A 21,087-nucleotide genomic window follows, 5' to 3' on the forward strand; every position below is an offset into this window, starting at 1 on the left:
CGTCCGCAAGGTGTAGACCTGCGTCCATGGACCTGGCTGCGGCAACCGAGCAGGAGCGGGCTGCGGCGTTGCCCGGTGATGACCGCGTCGACGCGGACGTGGTGATGGACCGCGGCTTCGACCTCCCCGCCCCGCCGGAGAAGGTGTGGCCCTGGCTGGTTCAGCTCGGCAAGCAGCGCGCCGGGTGGTACCTGCCGCGGCGCGTCGAGTGTCTGGTGCCGCCGGCGCGGCGCGCGCTGCGCCACGTGGACCAGCACCTGCTGGACCACTCGGTCGGCGACGTCATCCCCGACTGGGGCGGAACCGACGCGACATTCACGCTTGCCGCCATCGAGTGGCCGAGCTTGCTCCTCTACACGTCTCGGCGTGGCCACACCGACCTCACGTGGTGCCTCCGGGTCACGGACGGGCACGCCGGCGGCAGCCGCGTCCACCTGCGTCTGCGGATGGGGCCCGTCCGGCACCGGCGGCTGGCCCGCACGCTGGGTGGTGTGGTGGACGCCGTGACGATCGTCGGGCTGGCGGCCGGACTGCGTGAGCGGGTGCGGCGCTAGCGTGGCGCCATGGAGAGTGAGACCAGGACCTACCGCACCGGCGGCGACGAGGTCGTGCTCGACCTGACCCGCGACGCCGCGGACGTCGTGGCCGGTCGCGGCGACGGGCTCCTGCACGTGTTCGTGCCGCACGCGACCGCCGGCATCGCGATCATCGAGACCGGAGCGGGATCCGACGACGACCTGCTGGCCGCCCTCGGCGACCTGCTCCCGGCAGACGACCGGTGGCGACACCGCCACGGCTCGCCGGGGCACGGACGGTCGCACGTCATGCCGGCGATCGTGCCGCCGTACGCCACGGTCCCCGTGCTGGGCGGCCGGCTCGCCCTGGGCACCTGGCAGAGCATCTGCCTCGTGGACCTCAACGTCGACAACGCCGAGCGCGAGGTGCGCTGGTCCTTCCTGGAGGGCTGATGGTGGCGGACGGGACGGACATCGAGGTCCGCGAGGCCGGGGACGCCGACACCCCGGCGATGGAGGTCGTGGTCGAGGCAGCCTTCGACGAGCAGGGCGCCGCGATCAACGACGTGATGGCCCGTCTGCGCGGCGTCGAGGACATGGCCGTCGAGCTGGTGGCGGTCTCGGGTGACGAGGTGGTCGGGCTGGTGGCACTCTCGCGGGCCTGGCTCGACGCCCGGGAGCGCCTGGTCGACGTCCTTGTGTTGAGCCCCCTGGCCGTCGTGCCGGACCAACAGGGTCGGGGCATCGGCACCCGCCTGCTCGATGCGGTGCCCGAGGCGGCCGAGGGACTGGGCGCGCCTCTGGTGTTCCTCGAGGGCGATCCCGGCTTCTACGCCGCCCGCGGGTGGCAGACCGCCTCGGGCCACGGTCTCGAGCGCCCCTCGCGACGCATCCCCGAGTCTGCCTGCCAGGCGCGGCTGCTCGCGGGCCACGAGCCGTGGATGACGGGGCGCCTCGTCTATCCCGACGTGTGGTGGCGCCTCGACCTCGTCGGCCTGCGCGACCCCCTCCTCGCCGAGATCGAGGAGGCAGACCTGGGATCCCGCCAGTGACGGATCGAACAGGCGTTCGATAGACTTGCGCGGTGTTCCCCGCGCCGCAGCCACGCAAGCGCCCCACCCCGCCCGAGGGCCATCGCGGCGTGGCGCCCCCCGGCTGGCCGCGACAGGTGCGCCCGCCCGACGCGCCCGACTGGGAGGCCACCGCAGCCAGCTGGCTCCTGGACCTGTGCCCGCCGGACTACCGCCGGTTCCCCGGTCTGCGGCGCCACGTCGTGGTGCTCGCCCGGTTCGCGGTCCTGCACGTCGAGGCACAGCAGCTGGCCACGCGGCGCGGCCTGAGCGAGATCCGCGGCGACCTCAGGGACGTCGCCTCGGAGGCGGTCGTGCTGGCGGCCGTGCAGACCTTCCAGCTCGAGGACGCCCGCCTGCAGGGCGTACGCCGCGAGGTCGGCCTGGTCGAGGACGCGCTGCGCGGGCGTCGCTACCGGGTCCGGATGTGAGGTCTGTCCATCAGGGTCGCCGGGTGCACGCAAGCGCACCGGACCCCGGCCCCGACCCGCGCCGCTCCGCCGGGGTGGTCCTGGTCGACCGGCGAGGCTGGATCCTGCTCCAGGAGCGGGACGAGCACCCCCGCATCGACCCCGAGAAGTGGGGCCTCGCAGGCGGGCACGTCGACCCGGGGGAGGACTTCGCCGCCGCCACCGACCTCACCGACGCCGACGAGGGGGAGCCTCCACGAGCCGTCGGTGGCCGTCCACGACCTGGCATGAAATAGACTCAGGCCCCATGGCACTCCTCGACTCGATCGCCTCCCCGCGCGACCTCCGTGACCTCTCTGCGGAGCAGCTGGACGAGCTGGCCGCCGAGATCCGGGACGTGATGATCCGCACGGTGGCCACCAACTCCGGCCACCTCGGTCCCAACCTCGGCGTCGTCGAGCTGACGCTGGCCATCCACCGGGTCTTCGACTCCCCGCGCGACCGGGTCGTGTTCGACACCGGCCACCAGTCCTACGTGCACAAGCTCGTCACGGGCCGCCATGCCGACTTCGGCACGCTCCGCAAGGAGGGTGGCGTCAGCGGCTACCCCAGCCAGGCGGAGTCCGAGCACGACATCGTCGAGAACTCGCACGCGTCCACCTCCCTGTCCTACGCCGACGGCCTCGCCAAGGCGTACGCCATCCGCGGCGAGGACCGCCACGTCGTGGCGGTCATCGGCGACGGGGCGCTGACCGGCGGGATGGCCTGGGAGGCGCTCAACAACATCGCGATCGCCCGCAACAGCCGCCTGGTGATCGTCGTCAACGACAACGAGCGCTCCTACACCCCGACCATCGGCGGCCTCGCCACGGCGCTCACGTCGCTGCGCACCAACCCGCGCTACGAGCAGGTCCTCGACCTGGTCAAGAAGCGGCTCAACCAGGTGCCCGGCGTCGGGCACGCCGCCTACGACGCGCTCCACGCGGTCAAGAAGGGCATGAAGGACGCCCTCGCCCCGCAGGGCCTGTTCGAGGACCTCGGCCTCAAGTACGTCGGTCCCGTCGACGGTCACGACCGCGCCGCGATGGAGCAGGCGCTGGCCAACGCCAAGCGGTTCAACGGCCCCGTGATCGTCCACGCGATCACCCGCAAGGGCCAGGGCTACGACCCGGCGCTGCGCCACGAGGCCGACCAGTTCCACGCGCCCGGCCCGTTCGACGTCCAGACCGGCGCGGAGAAGCCCAAGGGCAGGATCTGGACCGACCACTTCTCCGAGGCGATCGTGGACCTCGGCGAGCGTCGCGACGACGTCGTCGCCATCACGGCCGCGATGATGCACCCGGTCGGCCTCGACGTGTTCGCGCAGCGGTTCCCCGAGCGCACCTTCGACGTCGGCATCGCCGAGCAGCACGCCGTCACCTCGGCCGCCGGCCTCGCCATGGGCGGGCTGCACCCCGTGTTCGCGGTCTACGCGACCTTCCTCAACCGCGCCTTCGACCAGGTGCTGATGGACGTCGCGCTCCACCGCTGCGGCGTGACCTTCGTGCTCGACCGGTCCGGCGTGACCGGCGACGACGGCGCCAGCCACAACGGCATGTGGGACATGTCGATCCTCCAGGTCGTCCCGGGCCTGCGCCTCGCCGCGCCGCGTGACGTCACCCGGCTCCACGAGCTGCTCGACGAGGCAGTCCTGGTCGACGACGCGCCCACGGTCGTCCGCTTCCCCAAGGGCCCGCCGCCCGAGGACGTGCCCGCGATCGACCGCGTCGGCGGCGCCGACGTACTGGCACGCACCGGCGACAAGGACGTCCTGGTCGTGGCCGTCGGGTCGATGGCGACCACGGCCGTCGAGGTCGCCGCGCGCCTCACCGACCAGGGCATCGGGGTGACCGTGGTCGACCCGCGCTGGGTCAAGCCGGTCGACCCCGCGATCGTCGACCTCGCCCGCGAGCACCGTCTCGTGGTCAGCGTGGAGGACAACGGACGCGTCGGCGGCTGCGGTGCCGCGCTGCTCCAGACGCTCAACGACGCGGGCGTGCGTACGCCCTTCCGCCTGCACGGCATCCCGCAGGAGTTCCTCGACCACGCCAAGCGCGACGTGATCCTCGCCCGCATCGGCCTCGACGCCCAGACGATCGCGCGCACCATCGTCGAGGACGTCACCGCCCTCGACCGGGGGCTCACCCTCGTGGAGGTCGAGCACCCGGCCTGAGCAGGTGCGTCAGAGGTCCCGCTGGACCGACCCGGGCTCCTCGCCGCGGTAGCGGTTGATGTTCCAGATCGCGACGGCCAGGCCACCCCAGAGGACGGTCATGGCGATCAGCATCATGACCACGGCTGCTGCGGACATCAGGAGCTCCTCTCGTCCTGCGCGGCGACGACCTCGGGGTCGTCGAGGGGGGTGCTCGCGCGCCACGGCAGGCGTGCCGCGACGAAGCCGAGCACGAGGACGGCTGCGGCCAGGCCCCAGCCGAGCGTGTTGAGCATCCAGGTCGGGTAGTCCCCGTAGGGGACCTGGATGTTGTCGATCAGCTCGTTGACGAGGATGAAGACCAGCGCGGCCGGGGCCACGAAACCGATGAGCACCTCCCACGTACGCCCGAGCTGCACCGACCCGTCCCGGTTGAGGTGGTCGCGCAGCAGGCCCGTCCTCCGGAACACCCACGCGAGGGCGAGCATGCTCGCCACGGCCACCAGGAGGATCCCGAACCGGTTGATGAAGTGGTCGACGATGTCGAGGACGTAGACGCCGGTGGTGGTGCCGAGCAGGGTGATGCTGATGACCGCCGCTGGCACGCCCACCGAGAGCGAGGCGCCGGTGCGGGTCATCTCGAACTTGTCGCGGACCGCTGAGATGACGACCTCGATGACGCTCACGAGCGAGGTCACCCCGGCCACGACGAGGGACCCGAAGAACAGGATGCCGATCAGCGCCCCGGCGGGGGCCTCGTTGATGATCGCCGGGAAGGCGATGAAGGCGAGGCCGAGGCCCTCGGTCGCCACCTCGTCGACGCCCACGCCGGCCGCGGTCGCCATGAAGCCGAGGGCGGCGAACACGCCGATACCGGCCAGCAGCTCGAAGCCCGAGTTGGCGAAGCCGACCACGAGGCCCGAGCCGGTCATGTCGCTGCGACGGCCCACGTAGGAGGCGTACGTGATCATGATGCCGAACCCGACCGAGAGGGAGAAGAAGATCTGGCCGTAGGCCGCGATCCACACGCTGGTCTCGGTGAGAGCGCTCCAGTCGGGCGAGAACAGGGCGTCCAGGCCGGTGGCGGCGCCGTCGAGGGTCAGCGCCACGACGACGAGCGCGATGAACGCCATGAACAGGATCGGGATGAAGATCGCCGACGCGATCCCGATGCCCTTCTGCACGCCCAGCACCATCATCGTCAGGACCGCCACCCAGACCAACACCAGCGGAACGGTGACGCCGCTGACGAAGTCGAGGCCGATGGTCTGCTCGCCCGCCTGGAGGTAGGACCCGAACAGGAAGCCCTCGGGATCGTCGCCCCAGGCCTTGTCGAAGGAGAAGAGCGCGTAGCGGGCGGCCCACGCGATCACGGCCGCGTAGTAGACGGCGATGACGAAGCAGATGCCCACCTGCCACCACCCCAGCCCCTCTGCCGCCCGGTGCGCGCGCCGGAACGACAGCGGCGCGGACCCGCGGTAGCGGTGGCCGAGGCCGTAGTCGAGCAGCAGGAACGGCAGTCCCGCGGTGAGCAGGGCGATCAGGTAGGGGAGGATGAACGCCCCGCCGCCGTTCTCGTAGGCGACGTAGGGGAAGCGCCAGATGTTGCCCAGGCCGACGGCGGAGCCGATCGCGGCGAGGATGAATACCTTGCGCGAGCTGAAGCCGCCGCGTTGCTGCTCTGCGTGGTCGAGGTCCTGGCTCATGGTGCCTCCTGGTTGACGACGACGGACGGCGTCCAGCATGGCAGAGATCGCCGACGCCGGGCGCTGGCGGGTCCGTCGGTCCGCAGGCGCGAAGGGGCGGTGCCCCACCCACCTCCCGCGCGTACGGAATGTGGCTGGGACACCGCCCCGACGATCAGCGGTGGATCAGTGGAAGCGCTTGCCGGTCGCCTTCTCGGAGATCCCCTTCACGTCGAGCATGAAGGTCAGCCCGCCGTTCCAGAACGAGAACCCGGCGCCGGTGATCATGGCCAGGTCGATGTCCTGCGGTGCCGCGACGACGCCCTCGTCGAGCATCAGGCGGGCCTCCTCGGCGAGGCCTGACAGCGTCTTCTCCCGGACCTCCTCGGCGGTGAGGACCACGGGCGAGGCCGGCTTCTCCAGCATGGCCTCGACCTCGGGGTCGAGGTTGCCGTCGGGGCCGTAGTAGGCCGGCTTCCGCGCCGCCACGATCCGCTCGAGGGCGGGGGAGACGTAGAAGCGGTCGGGGAACGCACCCTTCAGCGTCTCGTTGTTGTGCAGCGCGATGGCCGGACCGACCAGCGACAGCAGCACGAACGGCGGCATCGGCGCGATGCCCGCGAACGCGTTGTCGGCCACCGAGACCGGCGTGCCCTCGTCGACGATGCGGCCGACCTCGCTCATGAACCGGCCGAGCAGGCGGTTCACGATGAAGGACGGGCTGTCCTTGACCAGGATCGGGGTCTTCTTCAGCGCCTTGCCGGTGGCGAACGCGGTGGCGAGCGTCGCGTCGTCGGTGGCGTCACCCTTGACGATCTCCAGCAGCGGCATCACCGCGACCGGGTTGAAGAAGTGGAAGCCGACGACCCGCTCGGGGTGCTCGAGGTCGGCGGCCATCTCGGTGATCGACAGCGACGAGGTGTTGGTCGCCAGCACGCACTCGGCGCTGACGACCTTCTCGACGTCGGCGAAGACCGTCTTCTTGACCGACATCTCCTCGAAGACGGCCTCGATGACGAAGTCGGCGTCACCGAAGGCGACCTGCTTGTCGGTCTCGCCGGAGACCAGTGCCTTGTGCCGGTTGGCCTTGTCCTGGTTGATCCGGCCCTTGGCGAGCAGCTTGTCGATCTCGGCGTGCACGTAGGCCACGCCCTTGTCCGCGCGCTCCTGGTCGAGGTCGGTCAGGACCACCGGGACCTCGAGGCGGCGTACGAAGAGCAGCGCGAGCTGGCTGGCCATCAGACCGGCGCCCACGATGCCGACCTTGGTCACCGGCCGGGCCAGCGACTTGTCGGGCGCACCCGCGGGCCGCTTGGCGCGCTTCTGCACCAGGTCGAACGAGTAGAGCGACGCGAGCAGCTCGGCGGTCTGCGACATCGCCTCGAGGGCATCGTCCTCGGCCGCGAATCCCGCGTCACGGTCGGTGTCACGGGCCGCGGCGATCAGCTCGACCGCCTTGGCGGCGGCCGGGGAGGCGCCACCCGTCTTGGTGGCCACGATGCTCTCGGCACGGGCGATCGCCGCGTCCCAGGCCTCGCCACGGTCGATCTCGGGGCGCTCGACGACGGTCTCGCCGCGCAGCACCGACGCCGCCCAGAGCAGCGACTGCTCGAGGAAGTCGGCACCGTTGAAGACCGCGTCGGCCAGGCCGAAGTCGTACGCCGCCTGCCCGCCGAGGGTCTTGCCCTGGTTGAGCGGGTTCTCGAGGATCAGGGTGACGGCCTTGTCGGCGCCGACGAGGTTGGGCACGAGCCACGCGCCGCCCCACCCGGGCACGAGGCCGAGCATGACCTCGGGCAGGCCCAGCGCGGCGGCGGAGTCCATGACGGTGCGGTAGGTGCAGTGCAGGGCGACCTCGAGGCCGCCACCGAGGGCGAGCCCGTTGATCAGGCCGAACGACGGCTTGCCGCCCTCGCCCAGCTTGCGGAACACCGCGTGGCCGAGCTCGGCCACGATCCGGACGGCGTCGGGACCGCCACCCTGGATCGAGGTGAGGTCGGCGCCCGCGGCGAGGATGAACGGCTTGCCGGTCACCGCGATGGCGTCGATCGAGTCGTCGGCGAGAGCCGCGTCGATCGCCACGTCGAGCGCGAGCAGCGAGCCCGGACCGAACGTGTTGGGCTTCGTGTGGTCCTCGCCGTTGTCGAGGGTGATCAGGCCGAAGGTCGCGCCCGGCAGCGCGACCGTGCGCAGGTGGGCCTGCGTGACGCGCTCGGCGTCGGACACGATCGCCCGCGCGCGCTCGAAGATGGTCGAGTCGGGGGTGGTGCTCACTTGTCGTCTCCCGTCGAGTCGGTGGTGCCGGCGCCGTCCTGAGCCTGTCGAAGGGTCCAGTGGGGGTTCTCCCAGATCACGGTGCCGCCCATGCCGATGCCGATGCACATGGTGGTGAGGCCGTAGCGGACCTCCGGACGCTCCTCGAAGGCGCGCGCCAGCTGGTTCATGAGGCGTACGCCGGACGAGGCCAACGGGTGTCCCATGGCGATGGCGCCGCCGTAGGGGTTGACCCGCGGGTCGTCGTCGGCGATGCCGTAGTGCTCGAGGAAGGCCAGCACCTGCACGGCGAAGGCCTCGTTGACCTCGAAGGCCCCGATGTCGTCGATGGTGAGACCGGCGAGCCTGAGGGCCTTCTCGGTGGCCGGGATCGGGCCGGCGCCCATCACCTCGGGCTCGACGCCGACGAAGGCGTAGGTCACCAGGCGCATCTTGACGGGCAGGCCGAGCTCACGCGCGGTCTCCTCGTCGGCGAGAAGGGCGGCGGTGGCGCCGTCGTTGATGCCGGCTGCGTTGCCCGCGGTCACGTTGCCGTGGGAGCGGAACGGCGTCTTGAGGGCGGCGAGCGACTCGAGGGTCGTCTCGGGGCGCATCGGCTCGTCGATCGTGGCCAGGCCCCAGCCGGCGTCGGTGGAGCGGGTCGCGACGGGGACGAGATCCGGCTGGATTTTGCCGTCGTCGTAGGCGGCCTTGGTCTTCTGCTGGCTGCGCACGGCGTACGCGTCGACGCGCTGCTTCGTGATCGTCGGGTAGCGGTCGTGCAGGTTCTCCGCGGTCTTGCCCATCACCAGGGCGTCCGGGTTGACGATCCGCTCCGACAGGATGCGCGGGTTGGGGTCGACGCCCTCGCCCATGGGGTGGCGCCCCATGTGCTCGACGCCGCCGGCGATGGCGACGTCGTAGGCGCCGAAGGCGATGCCGGACGCGGTGCTGGTCACCGCGGTCATCGCGCCCGCGCACATGCGGTCGATGGAGTAGCCGGGCACGCTCTGCGGCAGGCCGGCGAGCAGCGCCGCCGTACGCCCGAGGGTCAGGCCCTGGTCGCCGATCTGGGTCGTGGCGGCGATGGCGACCTCGTCCACCCGCTCGGGCGGCAGGGACGGGTTGCGACGCATCAGCTCGCGGATGCTCTTGATGACGAGGTCGTCGGCGCGCGTCTCGGCGTACTGGCCCTTGGCCTTGCCGAACGGGGTGCGCACGCCGTCGACGAAGACGACCTCACGCTGGGGACGGGACACTGGCTACTCCCATGACACTAGAGGATGGAACGCGGGGGACAGGCGAGATCACGTTACCCCTGAGTAACAACGCCTGCCCACGGGGGCGGGTGTGTGTCGGGTCACCTCCACGTACGCCCTAGTCTTGGCGCATGGCCGACCGACTCGTGCACATCGTCGACGATGCCGAGGTGCTGGCCGACGCCGGTGACCTCACGCTGGTCGTCGTCCTCACCGGGTTCCTCGACGCGGGCAAGGCGGCGGAGCTCGCCGCGGCGCACCTCGCGGAGCTCTCCGAGGGCAAGGTCGTGGCGACCTTCGACGTCGACGCGCTGCACGACTACCGCGCCCGGCGCCCGCCGATCACCTTCATCCGCGACCGCTACGCCGACTACGAGGCGCCCCGCCTCGTCGTCCGCGCCCTGCGTGACACCGGTGGCACGCCGTTCCTCCTGCTCGCCGGTCCAGAGCCCGACACCCGGTGGGAGGGCTTCGCCCGCGCCGTGCGCGAGGTCGTCGAGCACTTCGGGGTCTCCCGCACGGTGAGCCTGGGCGCCGTGCCGATGGCCGTCCCGCACACGCGCCCGATCGCGATCACCCCGCACGCCAACCGTCCCGAGCTGGTCCCCGGGGAGAGCCCGTGGCAGGGCGAGCTGCGGGTCCCCGCGAGCGCGCAGGCGCTGCTCGAGGTGCGGCTGGGGGAGTGGGGCCTCGACGCGCTCGGCTTCGTGGCGCACATCCCCCACTACCTCGCCCAGATGGAGTATCCGCAGGCCGCGCTCGTCCTGCTCGAGCACCTCGAGATCGGTGGCCGCCTGACGATCGACCTCGGCGAGCTGCGCGAGGCCGCCGAGATCACCGAGACCGAGGTCGACCGCTACCTCTCGACCCACGACGAGGTCGGCGAGGTCGTGCGGGGCCTGGAGCAGCAGTACGACTCCTTCCGCGAGGCCGAGTCCAGCGGGTCCTCGCTGCTCGCGGGGGACGAGCCGCTGCCCACCGGCGAGGAGATCGGCAGCGCCTTCGAGGCCTTCCTCGCCGACCTCGACGACCGGCCCAAGGACAGCGACGACGACACCCCCGGCTGGGACGGCCGCTGATGGCGGGCACGTCCGCGGACCTCGCGACCCTGCTCGACCTCGAGCGTCTCGAGGTCGACCTGTTCCGGGGCGCCCAGGCCCGCACCGAGCGCCAGCGCGTCTTTGGCGGCCAGGTCGCCGCCCAGGCCGTCGTGGCGGCCACCCGCAGCGTGGACGGCGACTTCGTCCTGCACTCGCTGCACTCCTACTTCCTGCGCCCGGGTGACACGACCGTGCCGATCGTCTACGACGTCGAGCGCATCCGCGACGGGCGATCGTTCGTCACGCGCCGCGTCTCCGCGCGGCAGCACGGCCGCCCGATCTACTACATGACCGCCAACTTCCAGGTTCCCGAGCCGGGACTCGAGCACCAGGACCGGATGCCCGAGGTGCCGGGCCCGGACCAGGGGATGCCGCTCGTCGACCTCGCCCGTGAGCGCGGCCCCGAGGTGGCCGAGCACTGGGAGCGCGAGTGGGCGGCGCTCGACATCCGCCACGTCGGCATCACCGGCCAGGGCCTTCCCGAGGACGCGGAGCACGCGGCACGCGCCCGCCTGTGGATCAAGGTCGACGGCACCCTCGCCGACGACGCCACCGTGCAGCAGGCGGCGTTCACCTATGCCAGCGACCTCACGCTGCTCGGCGCGGCCCTGGTGCCCCACGGCATCCACATCGCCTCACCGCGGCTCCAACCGGCGTCCCTGGACCACACCATCTGGTTCCACCGGCCCTTCCGCGCCGACGAGTGGTGGCTCTACGACCAGTTCTCACCGTTCGCCGGCGGAGCGCGCGGCCTGGCCCTGGCGCGGGTGTTCACCCAGTCCGGCGAGCTGGTGGCCACCGTCGCCCAGGAGGGCCTGATCCGGCTCCGAGACGGCCGCTGACGGGGCACCGCCCGGCCTCAGGGTGAGGTCGTACGCCCCAGCAGGTGGGGCGACCCGTCCTTCGGGCTGGTGAGGGCGAAGGTCCAGCCGGTGTCGTCCGAGCGGGCGGCGAAGGCGACCGTGCCCGGCAGGAACACCGGCTTCCTGAACGCGACCGCCACGGTGACCGCGTCGGGCAACCGGTTCTCGATGGCCGCGACGGAACGCGCCTTGGTCCACATGCCGTGCGCGATCTGGCGCGGGAAGCCGAGTGCCTTCGCCGTCAGCGGGTAGAGGTGGATCGGGTTCGCGTCGCCCGACGCCGAGGCGTACGTGCGCCCGAGATCGGCGGGCAGGCGCCACTCGATGCCACCGGTCGGCGGGTCGGGGACCTCGAGGCCGGGCGTGACCTCTCCCTCGATCGACCGGCCGCGACGCAGGTAGGTCGAGGTGGACTCCCAGGTCGTCTCGCCGTCCGCGCTCACGGTGGTGACGAAGTCGAGGAGCACCCCGCGGGCGTGCGGTCGCGGTGCGCCGACGGCCGTGGTCACGTCGAGCGCCTCGCCGACACCGATCGCACAGTGGGCGGTGATGGTGTTCTCGACGTGCACCATCCCGATCGCGGGATACGGGAACGACGGGTCGCCCATGATCGCCATGTGCAGGGGGAAGGCGAGCATGTGCGGATAGGTCAGCGGCACCGTGTCGCGGCGCGGGAAGCCGCACACGGCGGCGTACGCATCCACGCCGGCCCGCTCCGCCTCGACCTGCTCCCGACGGTAGGACAGGCCGGCGAAGTCGCGAGCGGAGCCCTTGCGGACGCCGGGCAGCTGGTTGATCCCGGGAACGACCGGCAGCGCCGCGCGGACCAGGGTGCCGAGCCGACCGGGCTCGCCGTCCAGGACCTTGGCGTCCAGGGGCGCGGTCGGCATCAGGCCCCCAGCATCATCTGGCCGCACACACGGACCACGTTGCCGTTGACCGCGCCCGAGCCGGCGCTGGCGAACCACGCGATCGTCTCGGCGACGTCGACCGGCAGACCGCCCTGGGACATCGCGTTGAGCCGCTGGCCGACCTCGCGCGTCGCGAAGGGGACCGCCGCGGTCATCTGCGTGATGATGAAGCCCGGCGCGACGGCGTTGACGGTGATGCCGTCGTCGAGCTCGTCGCGCAGGCTCTCCACGAGGCCGATGACGCCGGCCTTGGAGGTCGCGTAGTTGGTCTGCCCGACGTTGCCCGCGATGCCGGCGATCGAGGCGACGCCGATGATCCGCCCGCCCGCGTTGAGCACGCCCGCGTCGAGGAGCTCGCGGGTGATCAGCTCGGGTGCGGTGAGGTTGACAGCGATCACGCTGCTCCAGCGGTCCTCGGCCATGTTGGCGAGCTTCTTGTCCCGGGTGATGCCGGCGTTGTGCACGACGACGTCGACGCCGCCGTGGTGCTCCCTGAGGTGGTGGGCGATGCGCTGCGGCGCGTCCTTGGCGGTGATGTCGAGGACGAGGTGGACGCCGTCGAGCTCGGCCATGAGCGTCTGCAGCTCGCTGGCCGCCTGCGGCACGTCGACGCCCACGACCGTGGCGCCGTCGCGGTGCAGCACCCGCGCGATCTCCTCGCCGATGCCGCGGCTGGCACCGGTGACGAGCGCGACCTTGCCGGCCAGGGGGCGCATCCAGTCGGCGACCTCGTCGGTGGTGGTCCCCCCGTGGGCGCCGATCCGCACGACCTGGCCGGAGACGTACGCCGACTTGGGGGAGAGGAGGAACGCGAGCGTGGAGGCGATGGCGCCGTCGGCGGCGGGCGCGACGTAGACGAGCTGGACGGTGCCGCCGCGCCCGATCTCCTTGCCGAGGCTGCGCGTGAACCCCTCGAGGGCGCGCTGGGCGATCCGCTCGGACCCGGTGCGCTGCTCCGGGGGCGTGCCGATGACGACGACGCGCGGACACGTCTCCAGGCGGCGCATGAGCGGCGTGAAGAACTCCTGGAGGGCGACGAGACCAGCGGTGTCGGTGATGCCGGTCGCGTCGAAGACCAACGCCTTGGCGCGGGCGCCTTCCTCGAGGGTGGCCGCCGAGGCGATGCCGAGCCCGTCGAGGGTGCGGGGGAGGGCCTCGGCGAGCCGGCCCTCTCCGCCGAGCACGACGAGCCCGTCGACCAGGCTGTCGCCGCCTGACCACCGCTCGAGCGCGGTCGGGTTGGGCAGGCCGAGGTTCTTCACGAACAGCTGGCCGATCGAGGTGGACGCGAAGCCCTGGTAACGGTCGCTCATGGGTGGAGGGAAGCCTTCCGGTTGTGCGGGGGACGAGCACATGTAACTGCTTGTGACACTCAGAGTCCATATTTCGTGACGTGCCCCTCATGCGGTTGGCGCGAGGAACCTCACCAGACAGGATATGGACATGCAGCCCACCACTCGCCCGGTCGCCGTACTCGGCGGCAACCGCGTCCCGTTCGCCCGGAGCAACACCGTCTACGCCGGTGTCTCCAACCAGGAGATGCTCACCGCCGCCATCGACGGGCTGGTGGACCGCTTCGAGCTGCGCGGCGAGCGCCTCGGCGAGGTCGTCGCCGGTGCGGTGCTCAAGCACTCGCGCGACTTCAACCTCACTCGCGAGTCGGTCCTGGGGTCGCGGCTGGCTCCCGAGACCCCGGCCACCGACATCCAGCAGGCCTGCGGCACCGGGCTCCAGGCCGCGATCCAGGTCGCCAACAAGATCGCGCTCGGCGTGATCGACGCCGGCGTCGCGGGCGGGACGGACACCACCTCGGACGCGCCGGTCGCGATCAGCGACAAGCTGCGCAAGAAGCTGATGAAGGTCAACTCCGCCAAGGACACCGCGTCGCGCCTCAAGGCGCTCGGCGCCATCCGCCCCGGCGACATCGGCCTCGACATCCCGCAGAACGGCGAGCCGCGGACCAGGCTGTCGATGGGCGAGCACGCCGCGCTCACCGCGCTCGAGTGGCGCATCACCCGCGAGGCGCAGGACGAGCTCGCCGCACGTTCGCACCACAACCTCGCCCGGTCGTACGAGGAGGGCTTCCACGACGACCTGATCACGCCGTTCCGTGGCGTCGAGCGCGACAACAACCTGCGGCCCGACTCGTCCGTGGAGAAGCTCGCCACGCTCAAGCCGGTCTTCGGCAAGGGCGCCGCGGCCACGATGACCGCCGGCAACTCCACTCCGCTGTCGGACGGCGCGTCCGCGGTGCTGCTGTCCAGCGACGAGTGGGCGGCGGAGCACGGCCTCCCCGTGCTGGCGCACCTCGTCGACGCGGAGACCGCTGCGGTCGACTACGTCAACGGCCACGAGGGACTGTTGATGGCGCCGGCGTACGCCGTGCCGCGGATGCTGGCGCGCAACGGCCTGACCCTCCAGGACTTCGACTTCTACGAGATCCACGAGGCGTTCGCCTCGCAGGTGCTGGCGACGCTGGCGGCGTGGGAGGACCCGGTGTTCTGCAAGGAGCGGCTCGGCCTCGACGCCCCGCTGGGCGCCATCGACCGCGACAAGCTCAACGTCAACGGCTCCTCGCTCGCGGCCGCACACCCGTTCGCCGCGACCGGTGGGCGGATCGTCCCGGTGGCGGCGAAGCTGCTCGCCCAGAAGGGGTCGGGCCGTGCGCTGATCTCCATCTGCGCCGCGGGCGGCCAGGGCGTCGTCGCGATCCTGGAGCGCTGAGGCGGCTCGGTCCGGTCAGTCCACTGGGTCGCGGGTCAGGCGGTACCACGCGCCGTCGCGCTGGGCGCCGCCCTCGGGCAGGGCGACGACCTGCCCGGTGATGGACCAGCCGGTGAACGCACGCTCGACGTCCGCGCGGGTGGCCCCGCGTCCGCCGCGGAGCCACGACCGTGGCCCGGCGGTGTGCAGCAGCAGCGTCGCGTCCGTCTGGGCGAGCGTGGTGATCCCGTCCGCCATGAGCGCCCGGTCCGGGGCGTCGAGGCCCTGGAAACACCCGACGTCGAGGAACAGGTCGAAGCCGGTGCCGACCCCGGAGTGCGGAAGGTGGCGTACGTCGCCGATGACGAAGCGGGCGTCGTCGAGTCCGTTGCGGCGCACGGCCACGTCGACTGCCTGGCGCACGTCGTCGACGCCGATGGCGTCCCAGCCACGGTCGACGAGCAGCTTGGTGTGGGCGCCGCGACCGCAGCCGAGGTCGATGGCGCGCCGTCGGCCTTCGGGCCGGGCGAGCTCCTCGGAGTCGAGGAGGCGTTCGAGGACGGGGAGGCCGGTGCGACCCGCCCTCTCCCAGGGGATGATCCCGGTGCGGTATGCGGTGGCGTAGCCGATGCCCATGGCGAGCTCCTGACCTGTGCGGTCGGCGGGTTCCGGCCACTGTCGACACTACGCCGCTGACCCTGACCGACTGCTAGGGTCAGGCGCGATCGACATCCTTTAACGAGCCGTCCCGTGAGGCGGAGAAGGAGGTCCGGCGTGCAGATGCCTGCCCCAGACGAAGCCAGCCCAGGTCCCACGACGGAGCGGGCGGACCGCACCGTCCTCGACGCCCGTGACATCTCCCGGGCCCTGACCCGCATCTCGCACGAGCTGTTGGAGCGCAACAAGGGCGCCACCGACCTGGTGCTGCTCGGCCTGCACACCCGCGGCGTACCCCTCGCGAGGCGGATCGCCGAGAAGATCGCGACCGTCGAGGGCGCACCCGTCGCGGTCGGCGAGCTCGACGTGACGATGTACCGCGACGACCTCCGCTCGCAGCCCACCCGACGCGCCCACCGCACGGCGCTGCCCACCGCCGGGATCGACGGCAAGGTCGTCGTGCTGGTCGACGACGTGCTGTTCTCCGGACGCACGATCCGTGCCGCGCTCGACGCGCTCGCCGACCTCGGCCGCCCGTCGGCCGTACGCCTCGCGGTCCTGGTCGACCGCGGTCACCGCCAGCTGCCGATCCGCGCCGACCACGTCGGCAAGAACCTGCCCTCCGCCCTTGCCGAGCGCGTCAGCGTACGGCTCGCGGAGATCGACGGCACCGACGAGGTGACGATCTCGTGAAGCACCTCCTGTCCATCGACGACCTCTCGACCGACGACATCCACCAGCTCTTCGAGACCGCGGCCGACATGCACGACGTGCAGCGCCGCGAGGTCAAGAAGCTGCCGGCGCTGCGCGGCCGCACGGTCGTCAACATGTTCTTCGAGGACTCCACCCGGACCCGGTCGTCGTTCGAGATCGCCGGCAAGTGGCTCTCGGCCGACGTGATCAACGTCAGCGCCAAGGGCTCCAGCGCGTCCAAGGGCGAGAGCCTGCGCGACACCGTGCTGACGGTGTGCGCGATGGGCGTCGACGGCCTCGTGATCCGACACCCCGCCAGCGGTGCCGCCGTGCAGGTGAGCGAGTGGGTCGACGCGGCGGTGGTCAACGCCGGCGACGGGATGCACGAGCACCCCACCCAGGCGCTGCTCGACGCCTACACCCTCCAGCGGCACCTCGGCTCCCTCGAGGGCCGGCACGTCGCGATCATCGGCGACCTCACCCACAGCCGGGTCTTCCGCTCCAACGTCCAGTGCCTCACCCGGCTCGGCGCCCGCGTCACCGTGGTGGCACCGCCGACGCTGATGCCGAGCGGCATCGTCGCCTGGTCGGCCGCGGCGGGCTTCGAGACGTCGTACGACGTGGACGCCGTGCTGCCCGACGCGGACGCCGTGATGATGCTGCGCGTCCAGCGCGAGCGGATGTCGGGCGCGTTCTTCCCGAGCGCTCGGGAGTACACCGTGGGCTACGGGCTGACCCGCAACCGGCTCGCGCTGCTGAAGCCCGACGTGCCGATCTGCCACCCCGGACCGATGAACCGTGGCCTCGAGATCGCTGCTGACGCCGCCGACGCGGCGCAGTCGGTCGTGCTGGAGCAGGTCTCCAGCGGGCTCGCGATCCGGATGGCCGTCCTCTACCACCTGCTCGCCGGATCGCCCGAAGGGGGAATCGCCTGATGTCGCTGGTGATCAAGGGAGCCTCGCTGCTCGGCGAGGGACCCGCTGACCTGTTCATCGACGACACCGGCACGTTCGTCGACATCGCGCCGAGCGGGGCCGAGACCATCGACGCCGCCGGCCTCGTGGCGCTGCCCGGCCTCGTCGACCTGCACACCCACCTCCGCGAGCCCGGCCGCGAGGACGCCGAGACGATCCTCACCGGGTCCCAGGCCGCAGCCCTGGGCGGCTACACCGCTGTCCTCGCGATGGCCAACACCTCGCCGGTGACCGACACGGCCGAGGCCGCGACCCGGGTGTGGGAGCTCGGTCGCGAGGCCGGCCTCGTGCACGTCCAGCCGGTCGGGGCGGTGACCCGTGGCCTCGCCGGCGAGGAGCTCGCCGAGCTCGGCCTCATGCACCGCTCGCGTGCCGGCGTCACCGTCTTCTCCGACGACGGGAAGTGCGTCCACGACGCCCGCGTGATGCGCCGGGCGCTGGAGTACGTCAAGGCGTTCGGCGGCGTGGTGTCGCAGCACGCGCAGGACCCGTCGCTGGCGGGGCCCTCGGCCTGCTGCCACGAGGGCGAGCTGTCCGGCCGGCTCGGGCTCCCGGGCTGGCCCGGCATCGCCGAGGAGGTGATCGTGGCCCGCGACGTGATGCTGGCGCGGCACACCGGGTCGCGGCTGCACGTCGCCCACGTCTCGACCGCGGGGTCGGTCGAGGTGCTCCGCTGGGCCAAGGCCCAGGCCGGAAGAGATGGGCACTGGGACGTGACGGCGGAGGTGACGCCCCACCACCTGCTGCTGACCTCCGACCTGCTCGCGGGCTACGACCCGACCTTCAAGGTCAACCCCCCGCTGCGCCCGCAGGAGGACGTCGAGGCACTGCGCGCCGCGCTCGCCGACGGCACGATCGACGCCGTCGCCACCGACCATGCGCCGCACGCACGCCACGACAAGGAGCACGCCTTCGTCGACGCGGCGTTCGGGATGCTCGGGCTCGAGACGGCGCTCGGCGTCGTGCGCACTGCCCTCCCGGACCTGTCCTGGGCCGACGTCGCCCGGGTCATGTCGGTGACCCCTGCCCGGATCGCCGGGCTGGCCGACCAGGGCCGGCCGCTGGCGCCGGGCTCGCCGGCGAACGTCGTGCTCGTCGATCCGGACGCCTCGGTGACGGTCGACCGCGACGCCTCGGCGTCGCTCTCGCGCAACAACCCCTGGCACGGCCGCAGCCTCAGCTCCCGGGTGGTGCACACGGTGTACGCCGGGCGGCTGACGGTCCGCGACGGCGCGCTGGCGCAGGCAGGCGCCCACTCGTCGTGAGGACGGCCGTGTTGGTGGTCGACGTCCAGCGCGGCCTCGTGGAGGGTGAGGCCGCCGTCCCTGACGCGGACACCTTTGTCGCCGGGCTGGCCGCGTTCCTCGAGCGCGCCAGGTTGGACGGTGTGCCGATCGTGCACCTGCAGGACGAGGGCACTGCACCCGATTCGCCCATCCGGCGAGGAACGGAGGGCTGGGAGCTGGCGCTCGCCGTTGGGAGCGGCGAAGTGGTCCTGTCCAAGTCGGACGACGACGGCTTCCGCGGCACCGGCCTCCACGACACCTTGCAGGCCCGCGGAGCCGACCGGTTGATCGTGGTCGGCATCCAGTCGGAGATGTGCGTCGCGGCAACGGCTCGCGGCGCACTCGACCGGGGGTACACCGTGGTGATGCCGCGCGAGGGGCACACCACGTACGACGTCCCGGACGACGACGCAGGCGGCCCCGCCGTACCTGCCGCCCTCGTGGCGCGGGTGGCCGAGTGGTCGCTGGGGGACGCGGTCGAGGTCCCGCAGACGCTCGACGACGTCGCCTGGAGCTGAGACGACCCGAAGTTGGACTTCCACTCACACGGGTGGAAGTTCAGGCTTGCACGGGCCGCCCCACGCTCACGTGCGGATGAAGAACCACGCGCACGGGTGGAAGTTCATCGGCGGCCGTCAGCGGCGCGGCCGCAGGTCCAGGACGTTGCCCTCCCCGCGGTCGCGGACGGTCGTACGACCGCGCTCGACCGTGACGCCGTTGCGGTCGCCGGTGAGGACGAGCCGGTCGCCGCGACGGAGTCGCACCGCGTTGTCCGACCCGGTGATGCGGGTGCGGTAGGCCTTGCGCGCGGCCACGCTGTCGGCACCGCGGAGGCGGAGCACGTTGACGGTGTCGGCGGTCAGCGACGACCCGGTGCTGGTCAGCTCCGCGCGCTCGACCAGCCCCGCCACCGCGACGTCCGACCCTGCACCCGTGACGGCGAGGGTGGTGATCGACGGGGTGGTGACGGCGTTGGACGCACCGGTGACCAGCACGTCGTACACCGACTTCGCCGTGATCGTGTTGTCGGCCCCCTCGACGACGAGCCGGGTGGCGGCGGGCATGGTGACGGTCGCGGCGTCGGCCGTCACCCGGACGACGCCGCAGGTCCCGCGCAGGTCGTAGGCCACGTCGTCCCAGGCCAGCACCGTCTCGGAGCCGACCTCGCACTGCACCGGGACCGTCAGCCCGGCGGCGGTCGCGGGCGCCGCCGGCAGGAGGAGTGAGGCGGCGAGGAGGGCGTACGGGACGTGTCGGCGTGAAGTCACATACCGACAGTACGCACAGCGGGCCGCGAGCGCGCCGTGGGGTCGGTCACACCGAGCGGGCCCGGCCGGTCACCGGGTCGCGGTCGGTGAGGCAGTAGACCTGTCCGCCCGGAGCCTCCAGGACCGTCCAGTGGTCGTGCTCGGCGCGGAGCGTCGCGCCCAGCCCCACGTGGCGGGCGGTGTCACCCCGCCGGTCGGCCGTGGCGAGGTCGGGGTGGGCCCGGACCGGTCCGTCCTGCTCGTCGAGACGCTGGAGGAGCATCCGCACCCGTCCCTCCTCGACGAGGCGGACGAACTCGGGCAGTGCGCCGACCTCGGGCTCGCGACCGGTGAGTGCCGCCCAGTACGCGACCTCGGTCTCCCAGTGCGCGGAGGGGATGTCGAGACACACCTGGTCGAGGATCGTCGTTCCGTCACGGGCGAGGGTCGGCTCGCCGTCGACGAGGGTGTGGCAGAAGGGGAGGCCGCCGGGGGAGTGCGCCACCTCGACGTCGTGGTAGGTCCACGCGTGCGTCGCCCCCAGCGTCAGAGCCCGATCGACCAGGGCCGGTCGGTCCGCGGAGTCGAGGTCGAGGTGGACGCCCCCCGGACCAGCCACTGCCTGCATCTTGACGTGCGCCGCTCCCTCCCGCGGCAGGAGCGTGAGGAACTGGCCGTCCTCGCCGCGACGCTCGGACGGCTGCCAGCCCGTCACCGCCGACCAGAAGGCGAGCGCCTCCTCGAACCGGTCGGACGGGACGTCGAGGAAGACCTGGATCCAGGCGGGTCGTGCGGCCATTCCTCGATCCTGACACGTCGTAGGGTCGGAGGGTGAGCGACTTCCCGCCCGTGGTCCCGCAGCTGCTGCACACCGTGCTCGACGCCGTCGACGTGCGCGGCGAGGCGGAGTTCTGGCGCGACCTGCTGGGCCTGGCCTACCGTCCCGGCGACGAGGTCCCGGCCGCAGGTGTCGACGAGGCCGACTGGCTCGTCCTCACCCATCCCGACGGTCGCCGGTGCCTCGCGATCCAGCAGGTCGAGGAGCTGACCGCGAGTCGCTGGCCCGAGCCCGGCCATCCGTCGGTCTCGCACCTCGACACCACGGTGCCGTCGCGCACGGCGCTCGACGCCGCCCACGAGCGGGTGCTGGCGCTCGGGGGCGAGCTGCGGCTCGACCGCACCGACGACCCCGACGAGCCGCTGCGGGCGTACGCCAGCCCGGCCGGCCACGTGTTCTGCGTCTTCGTCGCCTGAGCCGGGGCCGGGCTGA

Annotated in this window: 23 protein-coding genes; 14 read left to right on the forward strand and 9 right to left on the reverse strand. The window is 72.0% G+C overall.

The genetic code is table 11. The annotated features are described in order from the left end of the window. Positions 1–26: 26 nt before the first annotated feature. Genes EXE59_RS17750 through dxs form a run of 6 tightly spaced genes read left to right on the forward strand, consistent with a single transcriptional unit; the run spans position 27 to position 4,207 of the window. Positions 27–554: a hypothetical protein gene (locus EXE59_RS17750; RefSeq protein WP_135840088.1), complete on the forward strand. Its 528-nt coding sequence runs from the start codon at positions 27–29 to the stop codon at positions 552–554. 9 nt (positions 555–563) lie between these two features. Then, on the forward strand, positions 564–968 hold the full coding sequence (locus EXE59_RS17755; RefSeq protein WP_135840089.1) for a YjbQ family protein: 405 nt from the start codon (positions 564–566) through the stop codon (positions 966–968). Further along, on the forward strand, positions 968–1,567 hold the full coding sequence (locus EXE59_RS17760; RefSeq protein WP_135840090.1) for a GNAT family N-acetyltransferase: 600 nt from the start codon (positions 968–970) through the stop codon (positions 1,565–1,567). Before EXE59_RS17755 ends, EXE59_RS17760 begins: the two co-directional genes overlap by 1 nt. A 32-nt stretch (positions 1,568–1,599) precedes the next feature. After that, entirely contained in the window at positions 1,600–2,016 is a 417-nt protein-coding gene (locus tag EXE59_RS17765) for a hypothetical protein (protein ID WP_210429060.1), read from the forward strand. A gap of 23 nt (positions 2,017–2,039) precedes the next feature. Continuing rightward, positions 2,040–2,291, forward strand: coding sequence for an NUDIX domain-containing protein (locus EXE59_RS17770; protein ID WP_135840091.1), 252 nt, complete (start codon positions 2,040–2,042; stop codon positions 2,289–2,291). Between the two features lie 11 nt (positions 2,292–2,302). Next, complete coding sequence (gene dxs / locus EXE59_RS17775; RefSeq protein WP_135840092.1) at positions 2,303–4,207, forward strand: 1-deoxy-D-xylulose-5-phosphate synthase; 1,905 nt, start codon at positions 2,303–2,305, stop codon at positions 4,205–4,207. A 9-nt stretch (positions 4,208–4,216) separates the two neighbouring features. On the opposite strand, the gene EXE59_RS17780 is transcribed toward dxs, so the two are convergent. The 4 genes from EXE59_RS17780 to EXE59_RS17795 all read right to left on the reverse strand — a co-directional run bounded on the left by EXE59_RS17780 (position 4,217) and on the right by EXE59_RS17795 (position 9,383). Then, complete coding sequence (locus tag EXE59_RS17780) at positions 4,217–4,345, reverse strand: methionine/alanine import family NSS transporter small subunit (protein WP_135840093.1); 129 nt, start codon at positions 4,343–4,345, stop codon at positions 4,217–4,219. Next, positions 4,345–5,892, reverse strand: coding sequence for a sodium-dependent transporter (locus tag EXE59_RS17785; RefSeq protein ID WP_135840094.1), 1,548 nt, complete (start codon positions 5,890–5,892; stop codon positions 4,345–4,347). Before EXE59_RS17785 ends, EXE59_RS17780 begins: the two co-directional genes overlap by 1 nt. A 165-nt stretch (positions 5,893–6,057) precedes the next feature. Beyond that, positions 6,058–8,145: a 3-hydroxyacyl-CoA dehydrogenase NAD-binding domain-containing protein gene (locus EXE59_RS17790; protein WP_135840095.1), complete on the reverse strand. Its 2,088-nt coding sequence runs from the start codon at positions 8,143–8,145 to the stop codon at positions 6,058–6,060. Then, complete coding sequence (locus tag EXE59_RS17795) at positions 8,142–9,383, reverse strand: thiolase family protein (RefSeq protein ID WP_135840096.1); 1,242 nt, start codon at positions 9,381–9,383, stop codon at positions 8,142–8,144. Before EXE59_RS17795 ends, EXE59_RS17790 begins: the two co-directional genes overlap by 4 nt. Positions 9,384–9,514: 131 nt before the next feature. Between EXE59_RS17795 and EXE59_RS17800 the strand changes: the two genes are divergently transcribed. Both EXE59_RS17800 and EXE59_RS17805 read left to right on the forward strand, forming a co-directional pair. Further along, complete coding sequence (locus EXE59_RS17800) at positions 9,515–10,462, forward strand: proteasome assembly chaperone family protein (RefSeq protein ID WP_135840097.1); 948 nt, start codon at positions 9,515–9,517, stop codon at positions 10,460–10,462. Continuing rightward, on the forward strand, positions 10,462–11,325 hold the full coding sequence (locus EXE59_RS17805; RefSeq protein WP_135840098.1) for an acyl-CoA thioesterase: 864 nt from the start codon (positions 10,462–10,464) through the stop codon (positions 11,323–11,325). Before EXE59_RS17800 ends, EXE59_RS17805 begins: the two co-directional genes overlap by 1 nt. Before the next feature lie 17 nt (positions 11,326–11,342). On the opposite strand, the gene EXE59_RS17810 is transcribed toward EXE59_RS17805, so the two are convergent. Continuing rightward, on the reverse strand, positions 11,343–12,236 hold the full coding sequence (locus tag EXE59_RS17810; protein ID WP_135840099.1) for a MaoC family dehydratase: 894 nt from the start codon (positions 12,234–12,236) through the stop codon (positions 11,343–11,345). After that, positions 12,236–13,570: a 3-oxoacyl-ACP reductase gene (locus EXE59_RS17815; RefSeq protein WP_135840100.1), complete on the reverse strand. Its 1,335-nt coding sequence runs from the start codon at positions 13,568–13,570 to the stop codon at positions 12,236–12,238. The genes EXE59_RS17810 and EXE59_RS17815 overlap by 1 nt, the downstream gene beginning before the upstream one ends. A gap of 130 nt (positions 13,571–13,700) precedes the next feature. On the opposite strand from EXE59_RS17815, the gene EXE59_RS17820 reads away from it, so the two are divergent. Further along, complete coding sequence (locus EXE59_RS17820) at positions 13,701–14,981, forward strand: acetyl-CoA C-acetyltransferase (RefSeq protein ID WP_135840101.1); 1,281 nt, start codon at positions 13,701–13,703, stop codon at positions 14,979–14,981. A 15-nt stretch (positions 14,982–14,996) separates the two neighbouring features. Here the strand turns inward: EXE59_RS17820 and EXE59_RS17825 are convergent, their stop codons facing one another. Next, positions 14,997–15,596 (reverse strand): class I SAM-dependent methyltransferase, encoded by a 600-nt coding sequence (locus EXE59_RS17825; protein ID WP_135840102.1) that lies wholly within the window; start codon positions 15,594–15,596, stop codon positions 14,997–14,999. 144 nt (positions 15,597–15,740) lie between these two features. On the opposite strand from EXE59_RS17825, the gene pyrR reads away from it, so the two are divergent. The 4 genes from pyrR to EXE59_RS17845 are packed head-to-tail and all read left to right on the forward strand — an operon-like array spanning position 15,741 to position 19,088. Continuing rightward, positions 15,741–16,310: a bifunctional pyr operon transcriptional regulator/uracil phosphoribosyltransferase PyrR gene (pyrR, locus tag EXE59_RS17830; RefSeq protein ID WP_135841378.1), complete on the forward strand. Its 570-nt coding sequence runs from the start codon at positions 15,741–15,743 to the stop codon at positions 16,308–16,310. Then, complete coding sequence (locus EXE59_RS17835; protein ID WP_135840103.1) at positions 16,307–17,245, forward strand: aspartate carbamoyltransferase catalytic subunit; 939 nt, start codon at positions 16,307–16,309, stop codon at positions 17,243–17,245. The genes pyrR and EXE59_RS17835 overlap by 4 nt, the downstream gene beginning before the upstream one ends. Then, on the forward strand, positions 17,245–18,549 hold the full coding sequence (locus tag EXE59_RS17840) for a dihydroorotase (RefSeq protein ID WP_135840104.1): 1,305 nt from the start codon (positions 17,245–17,247) through the stop codon (positions 18,547–18,549). Before EXE59_RS17835 ends, EXE59_RS17840 begins: the two co-directional genes overlap by 1 nt. Beyond that, positions 18,546–19,088 carry an isochorismatase family protein gene (locus EXE59_RS17845; RefSeq protein WP_135840105.1) on the forward strand — a complete coding sequence of 181 codons (543 nt, stop codon included), beginning with the start codon at positions 18,546–18,548 and terminating at the stop codon, positions 19,086–19,088. The genes EXE59_RS17840 and EXE59_RS17845 overlap by 4 nt, the downstream gene beginning before the upstream one ends. Positions 19,089–19,205: 117 nt before the next feature. On the opposite strand, the gene EXE59_RS17850 is transcribed toward EXE59_RS17845, so the two are convergent. Continuing rightward, positions 19,206–19,838 carry a DUF3060 domain-containing protein gene (locus tag EXE59_RS17850; RefSeq protein ID WP_135840106.1) on the reverse strand — a complete coding sequence of 211 codons (633 nt, stop codon included), beginning with the start codon at positions 19,836–19,838 and terminating at the stop codon, positions 19,206–19,208. 46 nt (positions 19,839–19,884) lie between these two features. Continuing rightward, positions 19,885–20,616, reverse strand: coding sequence for a VOC family protein (locus EXE59_RS17855; protein ID WP_135840107.1), 732 nt, complete (start codon positions 20,614–20,616; stop codon positions 19,885–19,887). Between the two features lie 32 nt (positions 20,617–20,648). Here EXE59_RS17855 and EXE59_RS17860 point away from each other — a divergent pair, with 32 nt between their 5' ends. Further along, the gene (locus tag EXE59_RS17860; RefSeq protein ID WP_135840108.1) at positions 20,649–21,071 is read left to right on the forward strand and encodes a VOC family protein; all 423 of its coding nucleotides are present in this window, start codon (positions 20,649–20,651) and stop codon (positions 21,069–21,071) included. Positions 21,072–21,087 lie beyond the last annotated feature (16 nt).

This window comes from Nocardioides eburneiflavus (genome assembly GCF_004785795.1).
Classification (GTDB): domain Bacteria; phylum Actinomycetota; class Actinomycetes; order Propionibacteriales; family Nocardioidaceae; genus Nocardioides; species Nocardioides eburneiflavus.

Excerpts from the sequence above, each read along its gene's own strand:
- EXE59_RS17750 (WP_135840088.1), top strand. The coding sequence starts at position 27 with ATGGACCTGGCTGCGGCAACCGAGCAGGAGCGGGCTGCGGCGTTGCCC.
- EXE59_RS17755 (WP_135840089.1), top strand. The coding sequence starts at position 564 with ATGGAGAGTGAGACCAGGACCTACCGCACCGGCGGCGACGAGGTCGTG.
- EXE59_RS17760 (WP_135840090.1), top strand. The coding sequence starts at position 968 with ATGGTGGCGGACGGGACGGACATCGAGGTCCGCGAGGCCGGGGACGCC.
- dxs (WP_135840092.1), top strand. The coding sequence starts at position 2,303 with ATGGCACTCCTCGACTCGATCGCCTCCCCGCGCGACCTCCGTGACCTC.
- EXE59_RS17780 (WP_135840093.1), bottom strand. The coding sequence starts at position 4,345 with ATGTCCGCAGCAGCCGTGGTCATGATGCTGATCGCCATGACCGTCCTC.
- EXE59_RS17785 (WP_135840094.1), bottom strand. The coding sequence starts at position 5,892 with ATGAGCCAGGACCTCGACCACGCAGAGCAGCAACGCGGCGGCTTCAGC.
- EXE59_RS17800 (WP_135840097.1), top strand. The coding sequence starts at position 9,515 with ATGGCCGACCGACTCGTGCACATCGTCGACGATGCCGAGGTGCTGGCC.
- EXE59_RS17805 (WP_135840098.1), top strand. The coding sequence starts at position 10,462 with ATGGCGGGCACGTCCGCGGACCTCGCGACCCTGCTCGACCTCGAGCGT.
- EXE59_RS17810 (WP_135840099.1), bottom strand. The coding sequence starts at position 12,236 with ATGCCGACCGCGCCCCTGGACGCCAAGGTCCTGGACGGCGAGCCCGGT.
- EXE59_RS17815 (WP_135840100.1), bottom strand. The coding sequence starts at position 13,570 with ATGAGCGACCGTTACCAGGGCTTCGCGTCCACCTCGATCGGCCAGCTG.
- EXE59_RS17820 (WP_135840101.1), top strand. The coding sequence starts at position 13,701 with ATGCAGCCCACCACTCGCCCGGTCGCCGTACTCGGCGGCAACCGCGTC.
- EXE59_RS17825 (WP_135840102.1), bottom strand. The coding sequence starts at position 15,596 with ATGGGCATCGGCTACGCCACCGCATACCGCACCGGGATCATCCCCTGG.
- pyrR (WP_135841378.1), top strand. The coding sequence starts at position 15,741 with ATGCCTGCCCCAGACGAAGCCAGCCCAGGTCCCACGACGGAGCGGGCG.
- EXE59_RS17840 (WP_135840104.1), top strand. The coding sequence starts at position 17,245 with ATGTCGCTGGTGATCAAGGGAGCCTCGCTGCTCGGCGAGGGACCCGCT.
- EXE59_RS17855 (WP_135840107.1), bottom strand. The coding sequence starts at position 20,616 with ATGGCCGCACGACCCGCCTGGATCCAGGTCTTCCTCGACGTCCCGTCC.